The following is a 16,147-nucleotide window of genomic DNA, read 5'->3' on the forward strand; positions in this document are numbered from 1 at the left end:
GAGTTGTCGTTCTCCAGGCCGCGCCGGCGGGGCGCGGAGCCGTTCCTCCGCGCCGGGGTCCCGGTGTGCCGCGGCCGCCCGTCCGGAGGGGGCGCGCGCGGTTCCCGGGACCCCCGGTCGGGGCCCGCGTCGGGGGCGGATCGATCGCGGGCCCGGGGTCAGGAGGCGGCGCCCGTGCCGGCGACGAGCCGGTAGCCGGCCACCAGGTCGGGCTGGATGGCCACCGTGTGGTCCATCGAGGCGTTCACCCAGGGGCTCAACAGGGCGCGGTAGCGGGCCAGTCGGGCGGGGTCGGTGACCGGGCGGGCGAAGCCGGTGACCACCACGCTCCAGCCGAGCCGGGTCACCGGGTCGATCGCGTCCGCCTCGTAGGCGACCACCACGCCGGTGTCCTCGCGACCCTGGGCGGCCGCGGTCAGGGCGGCGCCGTCGTGCGTGCGGATCACGATGGTGTCGTCGACCAGGAGGTGGTTCACCGGGCGGATCGCGGGCAGCGCCCGCACCGTGAACACGATCCGGCCGAACGGCGCGCCGCCCAGCAGCCTCAGCGCCTCGGCCCGTTCGAGCGGCACCAGTTCGCGCGGCGGCGCCTCCAGGGGCGTGCGGGGGCGTCCCACCGTCGCGGTGCGGCGGTTCTGCGGCTGCCGGCCGGCCGCGCGGCGCCGCTCGCGCAGCCGGCGGCGCACGGAGTCGTCGCTCACGAGGCGGCCGCGATCAGTCCGAGGCCGCCGTCGAAGCGCCGGTAGAGCACCCGGCCGCGTCCGGAGCCGGGCTGGGCGAAGAACAGGTAGGGCAGTTCGGCGGCGGCCAGCCGCGCGGCGGCCTGGTCCTCCGTCAGCTCCGGTGCCCCGCAGGGGCTGAGGGTCAGCGGGACGGCCGGGCGGGTCGGCGGTCCGGCGGCCACCGTGCGGGCCAGCCGGTAGCCGGTCGGGCCGACCCGGTAGACCACCGCGTCGGTCTCGGTGGCCGGGTCGGTGAACAGGTGGATGTCGTAGTCCATCGCGTCCATGGTCCGGGCGGCGGCGTCCGGCGAGCACCACACCAGCTGGGCCCGCTTGCGCCGGACGATGCGCGGCGGCCCGGCGGGGTCCGGGAGTCCGGCGCGCGCGACGGCGGCCGGCGGCCCGTCCGGCGTCCCGGGCGCGACGGTGGTCAGCAGCGCGCGGGTGCGGATGCGGCGCGGCCACGGCCGGGGCGTCCAGCCCGAGGTGACGGCGGCCATCCGCACGCGCAGGCCCTCGGTGAGCCGGTCCAGCGCCTCGCCGAGGTCGGCGGCGGCCTCCTGGACGCGGATCCGCCGGCCGTCCACCTCGGCGTTGACCTGGGTCAGCACACCCGCCCGGTCCGCGCCGCCCGGGGAGGCCGCCGCGCCGAGCGTCGCGACCCGCACCCGCAGGGATTCCACCAGGGCGTCCGCCCCGCCCACCACGGCGGCGATCCGGGCTCTCGCGTCGGCCGCGAAGCCCCGCGAAATCCCCTCGCACACCCGCACCGTGACCAACTCGCCCACCTCAGGCCTCTTCCCGTTCCGCCACACTCTGGTCCTGCCGCGCCGACCCGCTCCCGGCGGCCCCGTACTGCGGCGCGGCGATCACGATCCCTCCCCGGCACCCCGCCCACAAGGGCCGAACGGCCCCATCGGCCCGCGCCCACCGGCCCGGTCGTACCCGTCGCACCCCGGCACCCCGGGCCCGGCGCGGCCGTCGGGCCGTGGCATCATCGGCCCATGACGGCCCCTGAAGACCAGTCCGCGTACTGGAACTCCACAGGAACCACCAAGATCTTCGGCCATCCCCTGCACCCCGCCTGGACGGCGCGCCTCGCCCGGGACGCCGCCCTGCTGGACTACGGGTGCGGCTACGGCCGGCTCGCCGGCGAGCTGGCCGCGCTCGGCTTCACCGACATCGCGGGCGTGGACGTGGCGCCCGAGCCGGTCGCCCGGGCCCGCGCCGAACAGCCCGCCGCCCGCTTCACGGTCCTCACCGACCCGCCGCGCACCGGGTTCCCGGACGGCGGCTTCGACGCGGCCTTCCTGTTCGCCGTACTCACCTGCGTGCCGGACGACGCGGCGCAGCACGCCCTGGTCACCGAACTGCACCGGGTGCTGCGCCCCGGCGGCCTGCTCCTGGTCAGCGACTACCTGCTCCAGCCGGACGCGCGCAACCAGGAACGCTACCGGCACTCCGAGGAGCGCTTCGGCACCTTCGGCGTCTTCGCGACGAGCGACGGCGCGGTCTGCCGCCACCACACCCGGGAGCGGCTGCGGGAGCTGTTCGCCGGGTTCGAGCCGCTCGACGAGCGCGAGCCCGCGGTGTCCACCATGAACGGCCGGCCCGCGGTGGCCACCCAACTGCTCCTCGCCCGGCGGTAGTCGGCACGGGTGGTCCGCACAAGTGGTCCGCGCAGAGGAGACCGCCCCCGCCGAAGGGCGGGGGCGCGGCGGATCGTGCGGGCCGGCGTCACAAAGATGGGGGCCCGTCCCCCATGCCCCGGCGGCCGCCGCGGCGACAGGATCAGCGGTGAGGGCAGCGCCTTCGACGGCAGCGCGGCCCTCTCCCGGCATCGGAGGTGCGGTGGTGGCTGAGGTGGACGCCGTGCGCAGCACGCGCCTCGACGGGGGCGCCGGACCGGATCAGGGCCCGGTCGCAGCGGCGGTCCCCCCGGCCACACCGTTCCCGCACACTCCGATGCCCGGCGACTTCCCGGTACCACCACCCGCACCACCCGCACCGCCCACGGGATCCGCGCGGCCCGGACCGTCCGGGCCGCCGGAGCCGCCCCGGCCCCTCCCCTCCCCCGCCCAGACCCCCCGCTCCCACCCCGGCCGTCTCCGGTCCCCCCGTGCCGGCGGCCCCCCGTGGTGGGAGCGGGGCCTGACGCCGGGCCGGCCGCTGCCGGCCGCCCGCCCGGACTGGGCCGCCTTCACCGAGGCCGCCGTGGCGGCCGCGCCGGTGCGCCCGATGGTGCCGCGCGCCGCCTACCCGGGCCTGAGCGGCTTCGCGCTCGTGCTGCAGCCCTTCGCCGACCGCGCGCAGGTGCGGCTGCTGACGGCGCTCACCCCGGCCGTGCGCGCCGCCGACCAGCTGGGCCGGATCGACCTGACCGCGCTGCGCGCCGAGTTCACCGCACGGCTGACCGAGCGGCTGGCCCGGATCGCCGCGCGCACCCTCGTCCTGGAGCTGCACACGGCCCGCGCCACCGGGCGGCTGGCCGGCGGCACCCCGCAGGAGCGGTTCCGCTCGTTCCTCGCGCTCACCGCCCGCCGCGAGGGCCTGGCGGCGCTGCTGCGCGACTACCCCGTGCTGGCCCGGCTGCTGGCCCGGGCCTGTCTGGACGCCGCAGACGCCCACGCCGAGCTGCTCGACCGGTTCGCCGCCGACCGGCCCCTGCTGGTCGCCGGGCTGCTGCGCGGCCGCGACCCGGGGTCGCTGGTCGCCGTCACCGCCGGCGCGGGCGACCGCCACCGGCGCGGCCGGGCGGTCGCCGTGCTGCACTTCGCCAACGGCACCGCCGTCGTCCACCGGCCCCGCCCGCCCGCCGCGCACCGGCACTTCAACACGCTGCTCGGCTGGTACGGCGGACGGCCCGGGGTGCCCCGGCTGCGCGCGCTGGGCCTGCTCGACCGGGGCACCCACGGCTGGACCGAGTACGCCGAGGCCCGCCCCTGCCTGACCCACTTCGACGTCGAGCGCTTCTACCGGCGGCAGGGGGCGCTGCTCGCCCTGCTGCACGTCCTGGACGGCACCGACCTGCACTTCGAGAACCTGGTCGCCTGCGGGGACCAGCCGGTGCTGGTGGACGTCGAGACGCTGTTCCACCCGCCGGCGGGCGGCCCGGACGCCCGGCCCGCTAGCGCCGGGGACCCGGCGGCCCGCGCGCTCGCCGAGTCCGTGCACCGGGTCGGCCTGCTGCCGCAACTGCTGATCGGCGACGACGGCGCCGTGGACGTCTCCGGCATCGGCGGGGGCTCCACCGGGCGGCGGCCGTCCCCCGTCGACGGCGTGGACTGGACGGCCGCCGGCACCGACGAGATGCGCCTGGTGCGCCGCCCCCGCCCGTTCGGCGAGGCGCACAACCGGCCCCGGCTGGACGGCGCGCCCGTCGAACCGGCCGAGCACACCGAGTCGCTGGTCGCCGGCTTCCGCGCCGGGTACACCGCGCTCGTCGAGGGCCGGGACGAACTCACCGGCCCGCGCGGCCTGCTGCGCTGCTTCGCGAACGCCGAGGTGCGGGTGGTGCCGCGGGCCACCCGGGTCTACGCCCGGCTGCTCGACGAGTCGACCCACCCGGACGTGCTGCGCGAGGCGGGCGCCCGGCAGGCCGTGCTGGAGCTGCTGCGCACCGACGCGGTCGACGACCCGGGCCACCCCGGGCTGGCCGAGCACGAGATCGCCGACCTGTGGAGCGGCGACGTCCCGCTGTTCACCGCCCGGCCCGGCGCGCGCGACCTGTGGACCTCCGACGGCCGCCGGCTGGCCGGCGAACTGGCCGAGGCGGGGCTGGCCCGGGTCGAGGCCAAGCTCGCCGCGCTCGGCGCCGTCGACCGCAAGGACCAGGAGTGGATCGTCCGGGCGGCCATGGCGGGCGCCGCCGGCACCCCCGCCCACCGGCCCGGGCGCCCGGTGCCCGAGAACGTCTGGGCCACCGCTCCCGAGCCCGAACGGCTGCTGGCCGCCGCCCGGGGCCTCGGCGACCAACTGGTCGCGGCCGCCTACCAGGACCGCTCCCGCACCAACTGGCTCGGTCTCGAACTGCTCGCCGACCGCTACTGGCGGGTGCGGCCGCTCGGCGCGGACCTGGCCGGCGGCTACACCGGCACGGCGCTGTTCCTCGCCCAGCTCGCCGCGCTCACCGGGACCGGGCGCTACGCCGAGGTCGCCCGCCGGGCCCTCGCGCCGCTCCCCGGGCTGTTCGACTCGCTCGCCGCCCACCCCGACCACCCGGCCGCCGTCGGCTCCGGCGCCTTCGCCGGCCTCGGCGGCATCGCCTACGCGCTCACCGAACTCGCCCGCCTGCTCGACGATCCGCCGGTCGCGGCGTGGAGCGGCCCGGCGGTGGCGCTCACCGCGGCCGCCGCCGAGCGCGAGGACGACCCCGGCGTGCACAGCGGTACCGCCGGGGGGCTCGCCGCGCTGCTCGCCGTGCACGCGGCGGGCGCCGGTGGCGGCGGCGCGGCCGCGGTGAGCGCCGGCGCCGCACTGGCCGCCGCCGCGCGCTGCGCCGAGCGGCTCGCCGCCCGCCCCGCCCCGGCCGCCACCGGCTTCGCCCACGGCTCGGCCGGCGTCGGCTGGGCCCTGCTGCGCTACGCCCAGGCCGTCGGCGAGCCCGCCGAGGGCCCGCACCACCGGGCCGGGCTGGCCGCCCTGCACGCCGCCACCGCCGTCCGCTCGCGCGAGGGCTCCTGGTGCCGGGGGCGCCCCGGCGTGGCGCTCGCCGTGGTGGACAGCCCGCTCGCGCTCGCCGACCGCCGGCTCGCCGACTGGGCCCAGCGCGCCGTACGGAACACCGCGCGGGCCGCGCCGCTCGGCGACCACAGCCTCTGTCACGGCGAGTCGGGCGTGCTGGAACTGCTCGGCCGGCACGGACCCGCCGCCGGCCGTACCCCGTGGGTCCGCCGGGCCGGGGCACTGCTGGCCGCCGTCGACCAGGACGGCCCGCGCTCGGGCACCCCCGACCACGTCCCCCACCCCGGGCTGCTCACCGGCCTGGCCGGGATCGGGCACGGGCTGCTCCGCCTCGGCTTCCCCGACCAGGTGCCGCCCGCCCTGCTGCTGCGCCCGTGGGCCCCGGCCGCGGCGCGCCCCCGGCCGGCCGCCCCGACCGCCCCGCGCGGCGCCACCCGCCCGCGCAGTCCGGCCGCGCTCGGCTGACCACCCCGGGCGGGCCCGCCGCGTCCGCGCCGGCTCCGCCCGCCCCGCGCCCCCACGCACGCCCCTTCGCGCCCCCACGCACGAATGCGCGGCCCGCACCACCCGCCCCCGTCGTCCCGACCGAACCGGCGCCACCGTGCGGGCGTCCTCCCCACCGGACGCCCGCACCTGACGGACCGTCCACCACGCGACCACGAACGGAGTCCCGAACCATGCACGACCACGACGAGCGGGTCACCCCGCCGCACACCGCCGCCCGCCCCGGCGAGACGGCCGAGCACCCGGCCGGCGAGATCCGCCTGCGCCCGGGCAGCGGCCTGGGCCTGCGCTCCCGTCTGCTGGCCGGTACCGGCGGGGCCATCCCGCCGATCGTCGAGTTCCCGACGATGACCACGCCCTTCTGAGACCGGCCCGCCGCACCGCACCGCCCCCGGCCCTGAACGGCCGGACCGCTCCGCCGCCGAGGAACGGGCAGCCCCTCGGCGGCGGACCGGTCGGACCTGACGGGCCGAACCGACCGGACGGACCCGCCGCCCGCACCGCGGGTGCGCCCGCGCGGCCGGCGCGCTCCGCATGTGGTCGTACGGTAACCACCCGGTGGTGCCGCCGTGCCTGCTTCGTGACCGACTCACCACTCTTCAGAACGGATTGCCCGTCAAGTAGCCTGCGGCCATGCGGACCACGTCGTCGATCACCGTCGGCCGCGCCGCCGAGCTCGCACTGCTCGGCGGCGCCCTGGCCGCCGCCCGGCAGCAGGGCGGCGGGGCGGTCTTCCTGCTCGGCGAGGCCGGCATCGGCAAGTCCCGGCTGGCCGGCGAGTGCGCCTACCAGGCGTACGGCCTCGGCCTGCCGGTGCTGCGCGGGCGGGGCAGCTCGACCGGCACGGTCACGCCCTTCCGCCCGCTGATCGAGGCGCTCTCCTCGCGGTTCCGGGCCGCCGGACCGCCCACCGACCCCGAACTCGCGCCCTACCGCCCGGCGCTGGCACGGCTGGTCCCCGAGTGGCGGGACACCGCGGCGGCGGCCGGCGCCTACCCGGAGACGGTGGTCGAGCTGGCCGAGGCGCTGCTGCGGCTGCTGGCGGTGCTCGGCCGCGAGCAGGGCTGCGTCCTGCTGCTGGAGGACCTGCACGACACCGACGCGGAGACCGTCGCCGTCCTGGAGTACCTGGTCGACAACCTGGCCGGCCTGCCGGTGCTGCTGCTCGCCACGCTGCGCTCCGAACCGGGCCCCGCCCTGGACCTGGTGCGCGCCGCCGAGCGCCGCCGCGCCGCCGCCGTCACCGAGCTGCGGCCGCTGCCGCCCGCCGAGGTGGCCGCGCTGGCCGCCGCGATCCTGGAGGGCGAGGCCGGCGACCTGCCGGCCGCGCTGGTGGAGCACCTCACCCGCCGCGGCGACGGCTGCCCGTACCTGGTCGAGGAACTGCTCGCCGACCTGCTGGACTCGGGCGCGCTGCGCCGGGCCGAGGACGGCCGCTGGGCGCTCGCCGACGGGTCGCGCCCCGGGGTGCCCAGCACCATCGTGCGCAGCTGGGGCCGGCGCATCGACCAGCTCGACCCGCAGGTGCGGGACCTCCTGCTGACCGCGGCCACCCTGGGCAGCCGCTTCTCGGTGACCACCGTGCAGCTGATCACCGGTTACGACGACCGCACCCTGTTCAGCCACCTGCGCTCGGCCTCCGAGGCCAATGTGATCGTGCCGGACGGCGCCGCCCCGGACCGCTACGCCTTCCGGCACGCGCTGACCGCCGACGCGGTGACGGCCGCCCTGGCCCCCGCCGAGCGCGCCGCACTGGCCCGCCGGGCGGCCCGCGCGATCCTCCGCGCCGATCCCGAACTCGCCGAGGAACGCCGCCAGTTGGTCGCCTCACTGCTGCTGGCCGGGGGCGACCGGGCGGGCGCCGCGGTGCACTTCGCGGAGGCCGGCCGGCGGGTGCTGGAGGCGGGCGCGGCCGGGTCCGCGGTGGTCCTGCTGGAGCGCGCGTACGAACTCGCCGGGGACGCCGGACGGGCCGGCATCACCGAGCGGCTGCTGCCCGCGCTGGCCGAGTCCGGCCAGCTGGACCGGGCCTTCGAACTGGTCCGCACCCTGCCGCCGGTCCCGCCCGCGCCGCCCACCGGCGCCGCCCCGGCCGCCGAGCGCCGGATCGAACTGCACACCAGGCTCGCCTGGGCGGCGGTGATGGCCGAACGCGGCGCGGACGCGGCCGCCCAGGTGGCCGCCGTGCGCGCGCTGACGGCCGGCCGGCCGCGGCCCGAGCAGGACGCGGCGCTGGCCGTCGTCGAGGGCCACCTCGCGCTGCTGCCGGACCACGCGCCGCCCGTCACGCCCGAGGACGCCGCCGTGCCCAGCGCCGCCGGCCGCCTCGCCGAGGCCGAACGCCGGGCCCGGCGCGCCGCCGAGGTGGCCGAGCGCGCCGGGCTGCCGGTGGTCGCCTGCCAGGCCTGGCAGCTGCTCGCCCTGCTCGCCCGCGAACGCGGCTTCGACGCCGCCGACGCCTGCCTGGAGCGGATGCTGGCCGTCGCCGAGGCCAACGCCCTGCCGGTCTGGCGGGTCGAGGCGATGCTGCGGCTGGGCGCCAACGCCTTCATGCGCACCGGCGACGGCACCCGCCTGGAACGTGCCCGGGAGGCCGCCGCCGGGCTCGGCGCGATCGTGCTGACCCAGACCCTCGACGGCCTGCTCGCGATGAACGCGGTACTGCGCGGCGAGTGGCGCACCGCGCGCGCCACCGTCGACCGCTGCCTGGACGCCACCGCCCGGCTGCACAACCTCGCCGCCCACCGCTATCTGCTGCTCTCCTCCGCCACCCTGGCCGCCCACCTCGGCCGCACCCGGGAGATGGAGCGCGAGCTGGCCCGGTTCCGGCAGGCCGGCGGCGAGGAGTCCTTCCTGACGCCGCTGCGCTTCGGGCTCTGCCGGGCGGTCGGCGCGCTGCTCGGCGAGGACCGCGCGGCGGCCCGGGCCGAGCTGGACGCCACGCTGGCCTGGGAGGAGGAGCACCCCAGCGTGTTCTACCTGGCCGGCCGGCACGGGCTGCACCCGCTGCTGGAGGTGGTCGAGGGCCGCTGGGGCCGGGCCGAACTGGACCGGGCCGCCGCCGCGCCCGCCGCCGAACTGGCCTGGAACCGCCAGTTCCTGCGCTTCGCGGACGCGGTGGTGCTGGGCCGCGAGGGCCGTTCCGAGGAGGCCGTCCGGGCACTGGCCGAGGCCCGGCCGGGCGCCGCGGCCTTCCCGCTCGCGCACCACCTGGCACTGCGGCTCGCCGCCGAGACCGCACTCGCCGACGGCTGGGGCGAGCCGGTGGCCTGGCTGCGCACCGCCGAGGAGTACTTCCACCAGCTGGAGGTGCAGCCGGTGGCCGCCGCCTGCCGCACCCTGCTGCGGCGGGCGGGGGCGAGCGTCGCCCAGCACCGCGGCGGGCGCGACGCCGTCCCGGCGGACCTGCGCACCTGCGGGGTGACGGTCCGCGAGTACGAGGTGCTGGTGCTGCTCGCGGACCGCCCGGGCAACCAGGAGCTGGCCCGCAAGCTCTCCATCTCCCCGCGCACGGTGGAGAAGCACCTGGCCAACCTGATCACCAAGACCGGCCGGCGCGACCGCGCCGCGCTCTGCGCCCTGGCCGCCGAACTCCGCGCCGCCACGCCCTGAACGCGCGGTCCGTCAGGGCCGGGCGGCGCTCCCCGCCGGCGCCGCCGCGACCGGGCCCGGCGGGGCGTCGAGGCCGGCCGGCTCGGGCAGGCGCCGGGCGAGGGCCCAGGCCAGCGCGCACAGCGCGGCCAGCGGCGCGAGCGCGACCCGCAGCCCGGCGTGGTCGGCGAGCAGGCCGACCGCCGGACCGGCGAGGCCGCCGACGCTGACGGCGAGACCGAGGGTCACCCCGCTGGCGGTGCCGATCCGGCTCGGCAGGTAGTCCTGACCGAGCGTCACCTGGAGCGAGAACGGCACGTACAGGGCCAGCGAGATCAGCGCGGCGAAGCCGTACAGGGCGACCGGGCCTGGCACCAGCAGCAGTCCGGCGACGGCCGGCACGGCCGCCGCGTACGACAGCCGCACCGTCCGCACCCGGCCCCAGCGCGCGGCGCACCAGCCGCCGAGCACCGTGCCGACGGCGCCGCCCGCGAACAGCGTGAACAGCGCCGCCGTCCCCACCGCGGAGTCCTCGCGGCCGAGACGCTGCTGGGCGTAGAGGGCCACGAAGGAGCTGAGGCCGACGAAGACCACCGAGCGGCAGCCGATCACCGCCGAGAGCCGCAGGAAGGCGGACCGGTCGTCGCGCCGCCCGGCGCCCGCGCCCGCGGCGGCGGGCCCGGCCGCGGCGCGGGCGGCCAGCGCGCGGACCACCGGGGCGGTGAGCAGGGCCGCGGCGAGCGCCGGCACCGCCAGCCAGGGCGTCGCGCCCAGCCCGCCGGCCGCCAGCACCGGGCCGACCAGCAGCGGGGCGAGCGCGAAGCCGATGTTGCCGCCGAGCGCGAACCAGCCCATCCGGGTGTGGCTGTCGCCGCTCGCCGCGCGCGCCAGCCGCGCCGACTCCGGGTGGTAGGCGGCGACCCCGGCGCCGGAGAGCGCGACCGCCGCGCAGAGCAGCGCGTACGGGCCGAACAGCCCGGCCAGGCCGACCCCGATCCCGGTGGCGGCGGTGGCGGCCGGGATCAGCCAGGGCATCGCCCGGCGGTCGGTGAGCGCGCCGAACAGCGGCTGCACGATCGAGGAGAGCAGGGTCGCGGCCAGCACGACCCCGGCGGCGGAGCCGTAGTCGAGGCCGCGCCCGGCGACGAGGAAGGGGACCAGGGCGGGCACCACGCCCTGGTAGAGGTCGACGGCGGCGTGGCCGGCCGCCAGCACCGCGATCGGGGCGGCGCCGGACGGGGGGCGGGATCGGAGAGTGGTCACGGAAGCGATCCTCGGCCCGCCGGCGGGTGGCGGGCTTCCGATAAAGTGCCAGGCGATGCCGCATTCCCGCCAACCCCGTCCATCGGCCGATCTGACGGTCACCCGGCCGCTGCCCGCCGGTGCCACCGTCGCCGAGCACCGCCACGAGGCCCACCAGATCGTCTACGCGGGCCGCGGCGTGCTGGCGGTCACCACCGCCGCCGGCACCTGGGTCGCCCCGGCGACCCGGGCGCTGTGGATCCCCGCCGGTACCGGCCACCGCCACCGCGCCTACGGGCCCACCGTGCTGCACACCGTCGGCCTGCCGCTGGGGCACAACCCGCTGGGGCTGACCCGCCCGGCGGTGCTGGCGGTGGGCCCGCTGCTGCGCGAACTGCTGATCGCCTACAGCGGCCCGGGCACCGCGGGCACGCCGGAGGGGCGGCGGATGCTGGCCGTCCTGCTGGACCAGTTGCGCCGCGCCCCCGAGCAGCCGCTGCACCTGCCGGTGCCGCGCGACCCCCGCCTGGCGGCGCTCGCCGCCCTGCTCGACGCCGACCCGGCCGACGCCCGCACCCTCGGCGAACTCGGCCGGGCGGCCGGGGCCGGAGAGCGCACGCTGAGCCGGCTGTGCCGCGAGGAGCTGGGCATGACCTTCCCGCAGTGGCGCACCCAGCTGCGCCTGCACCACGCGCTGCGGCTGCTGGCCGAGGAGGTGCCGGTCACCGCGGTGGCGCACCGCTGCGGCTGGGCCTCGGCCAGCGCGTTCATCGACGTCTTCCGCCGCACCTTCGGCCACACCCCGGCCGCCCACCACCGCCGGTGACGGGGCCTACGGCAGCAGCCGCGCGATCTCGCCGATCTCCAGCGCCGCGTGCACGGTGCCGTCCGGGGCGACGGCGATGCCGTGCGGCTCGGCGCCCGCGACCGGCAGCGGGTGGCCGGCGTAGCCGCCGTCGGGGGTGAGGGAGCCGATCCGGCCGGCCGCCCACTCGGTGAACCAGACCCGGCCGTCGGGCCCGGCGGCGATCGCGTGCGGACGGGCGGCCGGGTCGGGCAGCGGATGCTCCGTCACCTCGCCGTCCACGGTGATCCGACCGATCCGGCCGCCGCCGAGGTCGGCGAACCAGAGCGCGTCGCCGCCCCGGGCGATGCCGACCGGTGCGGCGCCCTCGCCGGGCAGCGGGTGCAGGGTGATCTCGCCGTCCACGGTGATCCGCCCGATCGCCGGGGCCTGGTTGAGGGTGAACCAGAGCGCGCCGTCCGGCCCGGCCGTGATCATCGACGGGAAGGCGCCGGCGACCGGCAGCGGATGCTCCGTCACCTCGCCGTCCACGGTGATCCGCCCGATCCGGTCGGCGTTCAGCTCGGTGAACCAGAGCGCGCCGTCGGGGCCCGCCGCGATCCCGTACGGCCCGGACCCGTCCGGCAGGGCGTGGGAACGCACCTCGCCGTCCACGGTGATCCGGCCGATCCGGTGGTCGCGCATCCGGGTGAACCAGAGCGCGCCGTCGGGGCCGGCCGTGATCACCGAGGGCCCGCTGCCGGGCGCGTCCAGCCCGTACCGGGTGACGGTCCCGTCGGCCGCCAGCCGTCCGACCTCCCCGGCGTGCACCAGGGTGAACCAGAGGGCGCCGTCCGGCCCGACGGTGATCCCGTACGGCCCGGCCGCCGCGTCCGACACCACGATCCGTTCCACCGTCATCTTCCGTCCCGCCCCTCTCCCCGGCCCCGCCGGTGATCACCGGCGGCACCAGCGGAACTCTCCCCCACCCGGCCCACGCGGGCAAGTGGCTTTCGGGGCCGGCGCCTTGTCGGTGGCGTCGTCTAACGTCCCCGGCATGGGTGTCTATCTGGTGAGTGTCGAGGCCGACGAGTGGCTCGACGACGAGGTCTTCGGGGCGGTCGGGCGGGAGATCGACGCGGCGCTGGCCGGGCGCGGCCTGCCGCCGTTCGTCTGCCCGCCCGTGACGGGGTTCCAGGCGGGGTCGGGGTCGCACTTCGAGGAGAAGCTGTACCGCCCGATCTCCGGTTTCTCGGAGTTCTGCGGGGAACTGGCCGACGGGACGGTGGAGGCGCTGCTCGGCTGGGACGTGCTGCTGCCCGTCGAGCTGGACGCGCCGCTGGTGCTGCCGGTGGCGTGCGCGTACAACGACGTGACGGCGGTCGGCGACGCGCGCCGGACGCTGGCCGCCGCCCGGCGCGTGGCGGAGCTGCTCGCGCTGCCGCCCGGGATACCCGAGCACTGCGACAACCTGGAGATCGGCCTCTGGTTCGACCGGCACGCGAGCGCCGCCGCGGTCGGCTCGCCGGGCCGGTGGACGGAGGACCTGGACGTGGCCTTCTACGCCGCGCTCTTCCTGCGCGCCGCCGAGTACACGCTGCGGCGCGGTCGCCCGCTCGCCTACTCCTGAGCCGCGTCCGCGAGGGCGGGGGCCCCGTCGCCGTTCCGGTCCGCGCGGCGCCGCCGCCCGGGGTCGCCGCGCAGGACGGAGACGACGCCGAGCCCGGCGGCGCAGACCGGCACGGCCAGCAGGGCACCGATGATGCCGGCGATCCCGGAGCCGGCCACCACGGCGACCATGATGGTGGCCGGGTGGAGCTCCACCGTCCGGCTCTGGATCAGCGGCTGGAGGATGTTGCCCTCGATGACCTGGACCGCGACCACCACGCCGAGCGCCCAGAGCGCCGTGCCCAGACCGCCGTCGGCGAGGGCGACCAGCACGGCGACGGTGCCGGAGAGGAAGGCTCCGACGAACGGGATGTAGGCGCCCATGAAGACCAGCGCGCCGAGGCCGGGCGCGCCGGGGACGCCGAGGATCAGCAGTCCGACGGTGATGAAGAAGGCGTCGATGAGGGCGATCAGGGTGGTGCCGCGCATGAAGCCGGCCATCGCGTCGAAGGCCCGTTCGCCGCAGGCCACCACCGTGTCGGCGGTGCGGCGGGGCAGGTAGGAGTGGACGAACTCGCCGGTGCGGTGGCCGTCACGGAGGAAGAAGAAGACGAGCGCGAGCGCGAGCACGCCGCCGGTGGCGATCTGGGTGGCGAGGCCGAGCCCGGAGAGCACGCTGTCGGTGAGCGTCGTGACGAGCGTGTTGGTCTCGCCCTGGGCGTTGTCCAGCACGTGCCGCAGCTTCTCGCCGAAGGGGCCGAGCCATTCGGCGAGCCGGTCGCCGGACTCCTGGAGGGCGGAGGCGATCTGCGGGGCGCTGTGCACCAGCGAGTTGACCAGCAGGGCGATGACCGTGCTGACGGCGGCCACCAGCACGGCGCAGGTGAGTCCGGCGGCGACCGAACGGCTGACACCGCGTCGGACCATCCACGGCATCACGGGGTAGAGCAGGGAGGTGCCGAGCAGCGCCAGGATCACCGGCACGGTCGCGGCCCGCAGTTCGACCAGGGCGAAGACGACGAGCGAGGCGACGGTGATGAGCAGCACCAGCGCCGCCGACCAGGCGGCGGCGGCCCTGACCGGGGCCGGCAGCATGAGGTAGGGGCGTCGGTGGTCGGCGGGTCGGTGTTCGGGCGGAGTCTCCCCCGGCATCCGTTCCTCCATCCGGTCGATCGGTCCAGGTCTGCCCCATCTCAGCAGATGATCCGATCATATGCCTGATTTGTTCCGCCTTCGGACACGCCCGCCCCGGCGGTCGCGGCACGACCGGGGCGGACGCGCCGCCGGTCACTCGTGGAACTGGAACAGCCAGGCCTGCCGCTGGTCCTGAACCTCCAGCGGTCGCAGCGCGGTGCGCTGCGGGAAGATGTCCAGCACGCTCAGGTCCAGCGCCAGCTCCCGGCCGCCGACCGGGCCCCCGGGGAGGACCACGTGGAAGGAGAACCGGTCGGCCGCCTGGTACAGGGCCCATTCGAACGCCTCGGTGGTGCCCCGGACCTGCCGGTCCACCTTCGGCGGGCCGTCCAGGCCGATGTAGGCGTCATGCCGGAGGTTCCTGATGACGACGTTTCCGTTGTCGCGGCCGGTCACCTCCCACTCCTGCTCGCCGGGCTCCCCGGTCGGTGTCAGGACCACCACGAACTCCTTGGCGGCCTGGAGGGTGAGCAGCTGCTCGTCGGGCTTGGCGATCGCGTAGACGCCATTGTTCACAGGGGCCACGGCCGACTCCACTTCGATGCGGGACGCTGGTGCACGGGGCGGCCGCCGCAACCGGCGCCGCCCCCTGCGAAAGAGTGGGTCGATTGAAGCCAGCCGCGGCGGTACGGACACAGAGCACCGCTGCGGGACCACCCCAACGAGTCACGCCGCCCCGCACGTCCGTCCGGCCGTCGAACGCGCTATCCGGCCGCCTCGAAGCGCACCTCACCATGGCCGCCCGCGAAGGCGAGCACCCGTTCGGCCTCGGCCCGGGCCGCGTCCCGGTCGGCCCGGGCGAGCGGCGCGAACGGGCGGACCGTCACCGACCACGCCCCGGTGCCCTCCCCGGCCAGCTGCCAGCTCCCGGCGACCAGGCCGTCCACCAGCAGGCTGCCGAGCACGATGCCGTTCTGCGTCATCACCCGCGGCCGGTAGGCCTCGGGCAGCACCCGGGTGCGGTCGGCGTGCGAGAGCAGCAGGTTGTCGAACGGCGCGACCAGCCGGACCGGGGCCGGGGTGTCCGGATCGGGCCGCGGTGCGTCGGGCAGGTCGTAGAGCTGGCGGCCCTGCTCGTCGCGGAAGGCGACCAGGCCCGGGGCGAGGCGCCCCAGCACCGCGGCCCACCCGCCGAGGCCGCACCACTTCTGCAGGTCGGCGGCGGCGGCCGGCCCGAAGGCGGCGAGGTAGCGCAGCGCGAGGGCATCGAGCGGGGGCGCCGGGGCGAGCGGGCGGCCGAGCCAGGCCTCGGCGGTGGTGTGCGCGGCGGGACCGCCGCGCCCCCACAGGCCGCGCGGCGGGACCTGCACCAGCGGCAGCAGGCAGCGCGCGGCCTGGGCGAGCGCGGCCGGGTCGCGGTCGGGGCGGGTGACGGCCAGTTCGGCGCCCAGCCGCTGGAAGGTGCGCGGCTCCTCCTCGACCAGGGCGCGGGCCTCGACGGCGAGCGCGTCGAGGTCGAGTCCGGCCAGCCGCTTGCCGTAGGTGGTGCGCAGTTGCCGTTCCAGCAGCGGCTGCAGCAGCGGACGCAGGCTCAGGCAGTCCTCGGCGGTGACCAGGTGGATGGTGCCGCGCTGGAGGGCGATCCGCACGGCCCGCCGGCTCTCGATCAGCCCGGTGAGCGCCTCGGGGGTGAAGCCGTCGATCCGGGCGAGCAGGCCGAGGTAGGGCGGCTGCGGGGCGGCCTGGGCCTGCAGGCCGCCGAGGTGCCCGATCACGGCGGCCGGGCCGTCGGCGGTGCGCTCCAGCAGGTGCTGACGGGCCAGCAGCGCGCGGCCGAGCGCCCGCGGGCCCAGCACCCCGCCGTCGGCCCCGGGCATGC

The 16,147-nt window shown here is 77.9% G+C and carries 13 protein-coding genes; 6 read left to right on the plus strand and 7 right to left on the minus strand.

Annotated features, from left to right (window positions below; genetic code table 11):
* Positions 1-158 precede the first annotated feature (158 nt).
* Positions 159-617 (minus strand): pyridoxamine 5'-phosphate oxidase family protein, encoded by a 459-nt coding sequence (locus ABT238_RS15750; protein WP_502884405.1) that lies wholly within the window; start codon positions 615-617, stop codon positions 159-161.
* 80 nt (positions 618-697) lie between these two features.
* On the minus strand, positions 698-1,510 hold the full coding sequence (locus ABT238_RS15755; protein ID WP_350758630.1) for a sigma 54 modulation/S30EA ribosomal C-terminal domain-containing protein: 813 nt from the start codon (positions 1,508-1,510) through the stop codon (positions 698-700).
* A 216-nt stretch (positions 1,511-1,726) separates the two neighbouring features.
* Between ABT238_RS15755 and ABT238_RS15760 the strand changes: the two genes are divergently transcribed.
* The 4 genes from ABT238_RS15760 (at position 1,727) to ABT238_RS15775 (ending at position 9,521) form a co-directional block, all read left to right on the plus strand.
* Positions 1,727-2,371, plus strand: a complete 645-nt coding sequence (locus ABT238_RS15760) for a class I SAM-dependent methyltransferase (protein WP_350571916.1) — start codon at positions 1,727-1,729, stop codon at positions 2,369-2,371.
* Positions 2,372-2,936: 565 nt separating this feature from the next.
* A complete protein-coding gene (locus tag ABT238_RS15765) occupies positions 2,937-5,870 on the plus strand; it encodes a type 2 lanthipeptide synthetase LanM family protein (RefSeq protein ID WP_350758638.1) in 2,934 nt (977 codons plus the stop codon).
* 212 nt (positions 5,871-6,082) lie between these two features.
* On the plus strand, positions 6,083-6,274 hold the full coding sequence (locus tag ABT238_RS15770) for a hypothetical protein (protein ID WP_350566280.1): 192 nt from the start codon (positions 6,083-6,085) through the stop codon (positions 6,272-6,274).
* 268 nt (positions 6,275-6,542) lie between these two features.
* Positions 6,543-9,521: a helix-turn-helix transcriptional regulator gene (locus ABT238_RS15775; RefSeq protein WP_350758644.1), complete on the plus strand. Its 2,979-nt coding sequence runs from the start codon at positions 6,543-6,545 to the stop codon at positions 9,519-9,521.
* Positions 9,522-9,533: 12 nt separating this feature from the next.
* On the opposite strand, the gene ABT238_RS15780 is transcribed toward ABT238_RS15775, so the two are convergent.
* Positions 9,534-10,763, minus strand: a complete 1,230-nt coding sequence (locus tag ABT238_RS15780; RefSeq protein WP_350566276.1) for an MFS transporter — start codon at positions 10,761-10,763, stop codon at positions 9,534-9,536.
* A 55-nt stretch (positions 10,764-10,818) separates the two neighbouring features.
* Between ABT238_RS15780 and ABT238_RS15785 the strand changes: the two genes are divergently transcribed.
* Entirely contained in the window at positions 10,819-11,568 is a 750-nt protein-coding gene (locus ABT238_RS15785; protein ID WP_350758652.1) for an AraC family transcriptional regulator, read from the plus strand.
* 6 nt (positions 11,569-11,574) lie between these two features.
* Here ABT238_RS15785 and ABT238_RS15790 read toward each other — a convergent pair whose 3' ends face one another.
* Positions 11,575-12,447, minus strand: coding sequence for a Vgb family protein (locus tag ABT238_RS15790; protein WP_350566272.1), 873 nt, complete (start codon positions 12,445-12,447; stop codon positions 11,575-11,577).
* Between the two features lie 136 nt (positions 12,448-12,583).
* On the opposite strand from ABT238_RS15790, the gene ABT238_RS15795 reads away from it, so the two are divergent.
* The gene (locus ABT238_RS15795; protein WP_350566270.1) at positions 12,584-13,156 is read left to right on the plus strand and encodes a hypothetical protein; all 573 of its coding nucleotides are present in this window, start codon (positions 12,584-12,586) and stop codon (positions 13,154-13,156) included.
* Here the strand turns inward: ABT238_RS15795 and ABT238_RS15800 are convergent.
* The 3 genes from ABT238_RS15800 to ABT238_RS15810 all read right to left on the minus strand — a co-directional run bounded on the left by ABT238_RS15800 (position 13,147) and on the right by ABT238_RS15810 (position 16,145).
* Positions 13,147-14,286, minus strand: a complete 1,140-nt coding sequence (locus ABT238_RS15800; protein ID WP_350758663.1) for an AI-2E family transporter — start codon at positions 14,284-14,286, stop codon at positions 13,147-13,149. The genes ABT238_RS15795 and ABT238_RS15800 overlap by 10 nt on opposite strands.
* A 135-nt stretch (positions 14,287-14,421) precedes the next feature.
* Positions 14,422-14,853, minus strand: coding sequence for a ricin-type beta-trefoil lectin domain protein (locus tag ABT238_RS15805; RefSeq protein WP_350758668.1), 432 nt, complete (start codon positions 14,851-14,853; stop codon positions 14,422-14,424).
* A gap of 179 nt (positions 14,854-15,032) precedes the next feature.
* Complete coding sequence (locus ABT238_RS15810; protein ID WP_350758674.1) at positions 15,033-16,145, minus strand: winged helix DNA-binding domain-containing protein; 1,113 nt, start codon at positions 16,143-16,145, stop codon at positions 15,033-15,035.
* Positions 16,146-16,147 lie beyond the last annotated feature (2 nt).

Source organism: Kitasatospora sp. NPDC001527 (assembly GCF_040298605.1).
In the GTDB taxonomy this organism is placed as follows: Bacteria; Actinomycetota; Actinomycetes; order Streptomycetales; family Streptomycetaceae; genus Kitasatospora.

Excerpts from the sequence above, each read along its gene's own strand:
- ABT238_RS15795 (WP_350566270.1), top strand. The coding sequence starts at position 12,584 with ATGGGTGTCTATCTGGTGAGTGTCGAGGCCGACGAGTGGCTCGACGAC.
- ABT238_RS15760 (WP_350571916.1), top strand. The coding sequence starts at position 1,727 with ATGACGGCCCCTGAAGACCAGTCCGCGTACTGGAACTCCACAGGAACC.
- ABT238_RS15775 (WP_350758644.1), top strand. The coding sequence starts at position 6,543 with ATGCGGACCACGTCGTCGATCACCGTCGGCCGCGCCGCCGAGCTCGCA.
- ABT238_RS15770 (WP_350566280.1), top strand. The coding sequence starts at position 6,083 with ATGCACGACCACGACGAGCGGGTCACCCCGCCGCACACCGCCGCCCGC.
- ABT238_RS15810 (WP_350758674.1), bottom strand. The coding sequence starts at position 16,145 with ATGCCCGGGGCCGACGGCGGGGTGCTGGGCCCGCGGGCGCTCGGCCGC.
- ABT238_RS15785 (WP_350758652.1), top strand. The coding sequence starts at position 10,819 with ATGCCGCATTCCCGCCAACCCCGTCCATCGGCCGATCTGACGGTCACC.
- ABT238_RS15800 (WP_350758663.1), bottom strand. The coding sequence starts at position 14,286 with ATGCCGGGGGAGACTCCGCCCGAACACCGACCCGCCGACCACCGACGC.
- ABT238_RS15790 (WP_350566272.1), bottom strand. The coding sequence starts at position 12,447 with ATGACGGTGGAACGGATCGTGGTGTCGGACGCGGCGGCCGGGCCGTAC.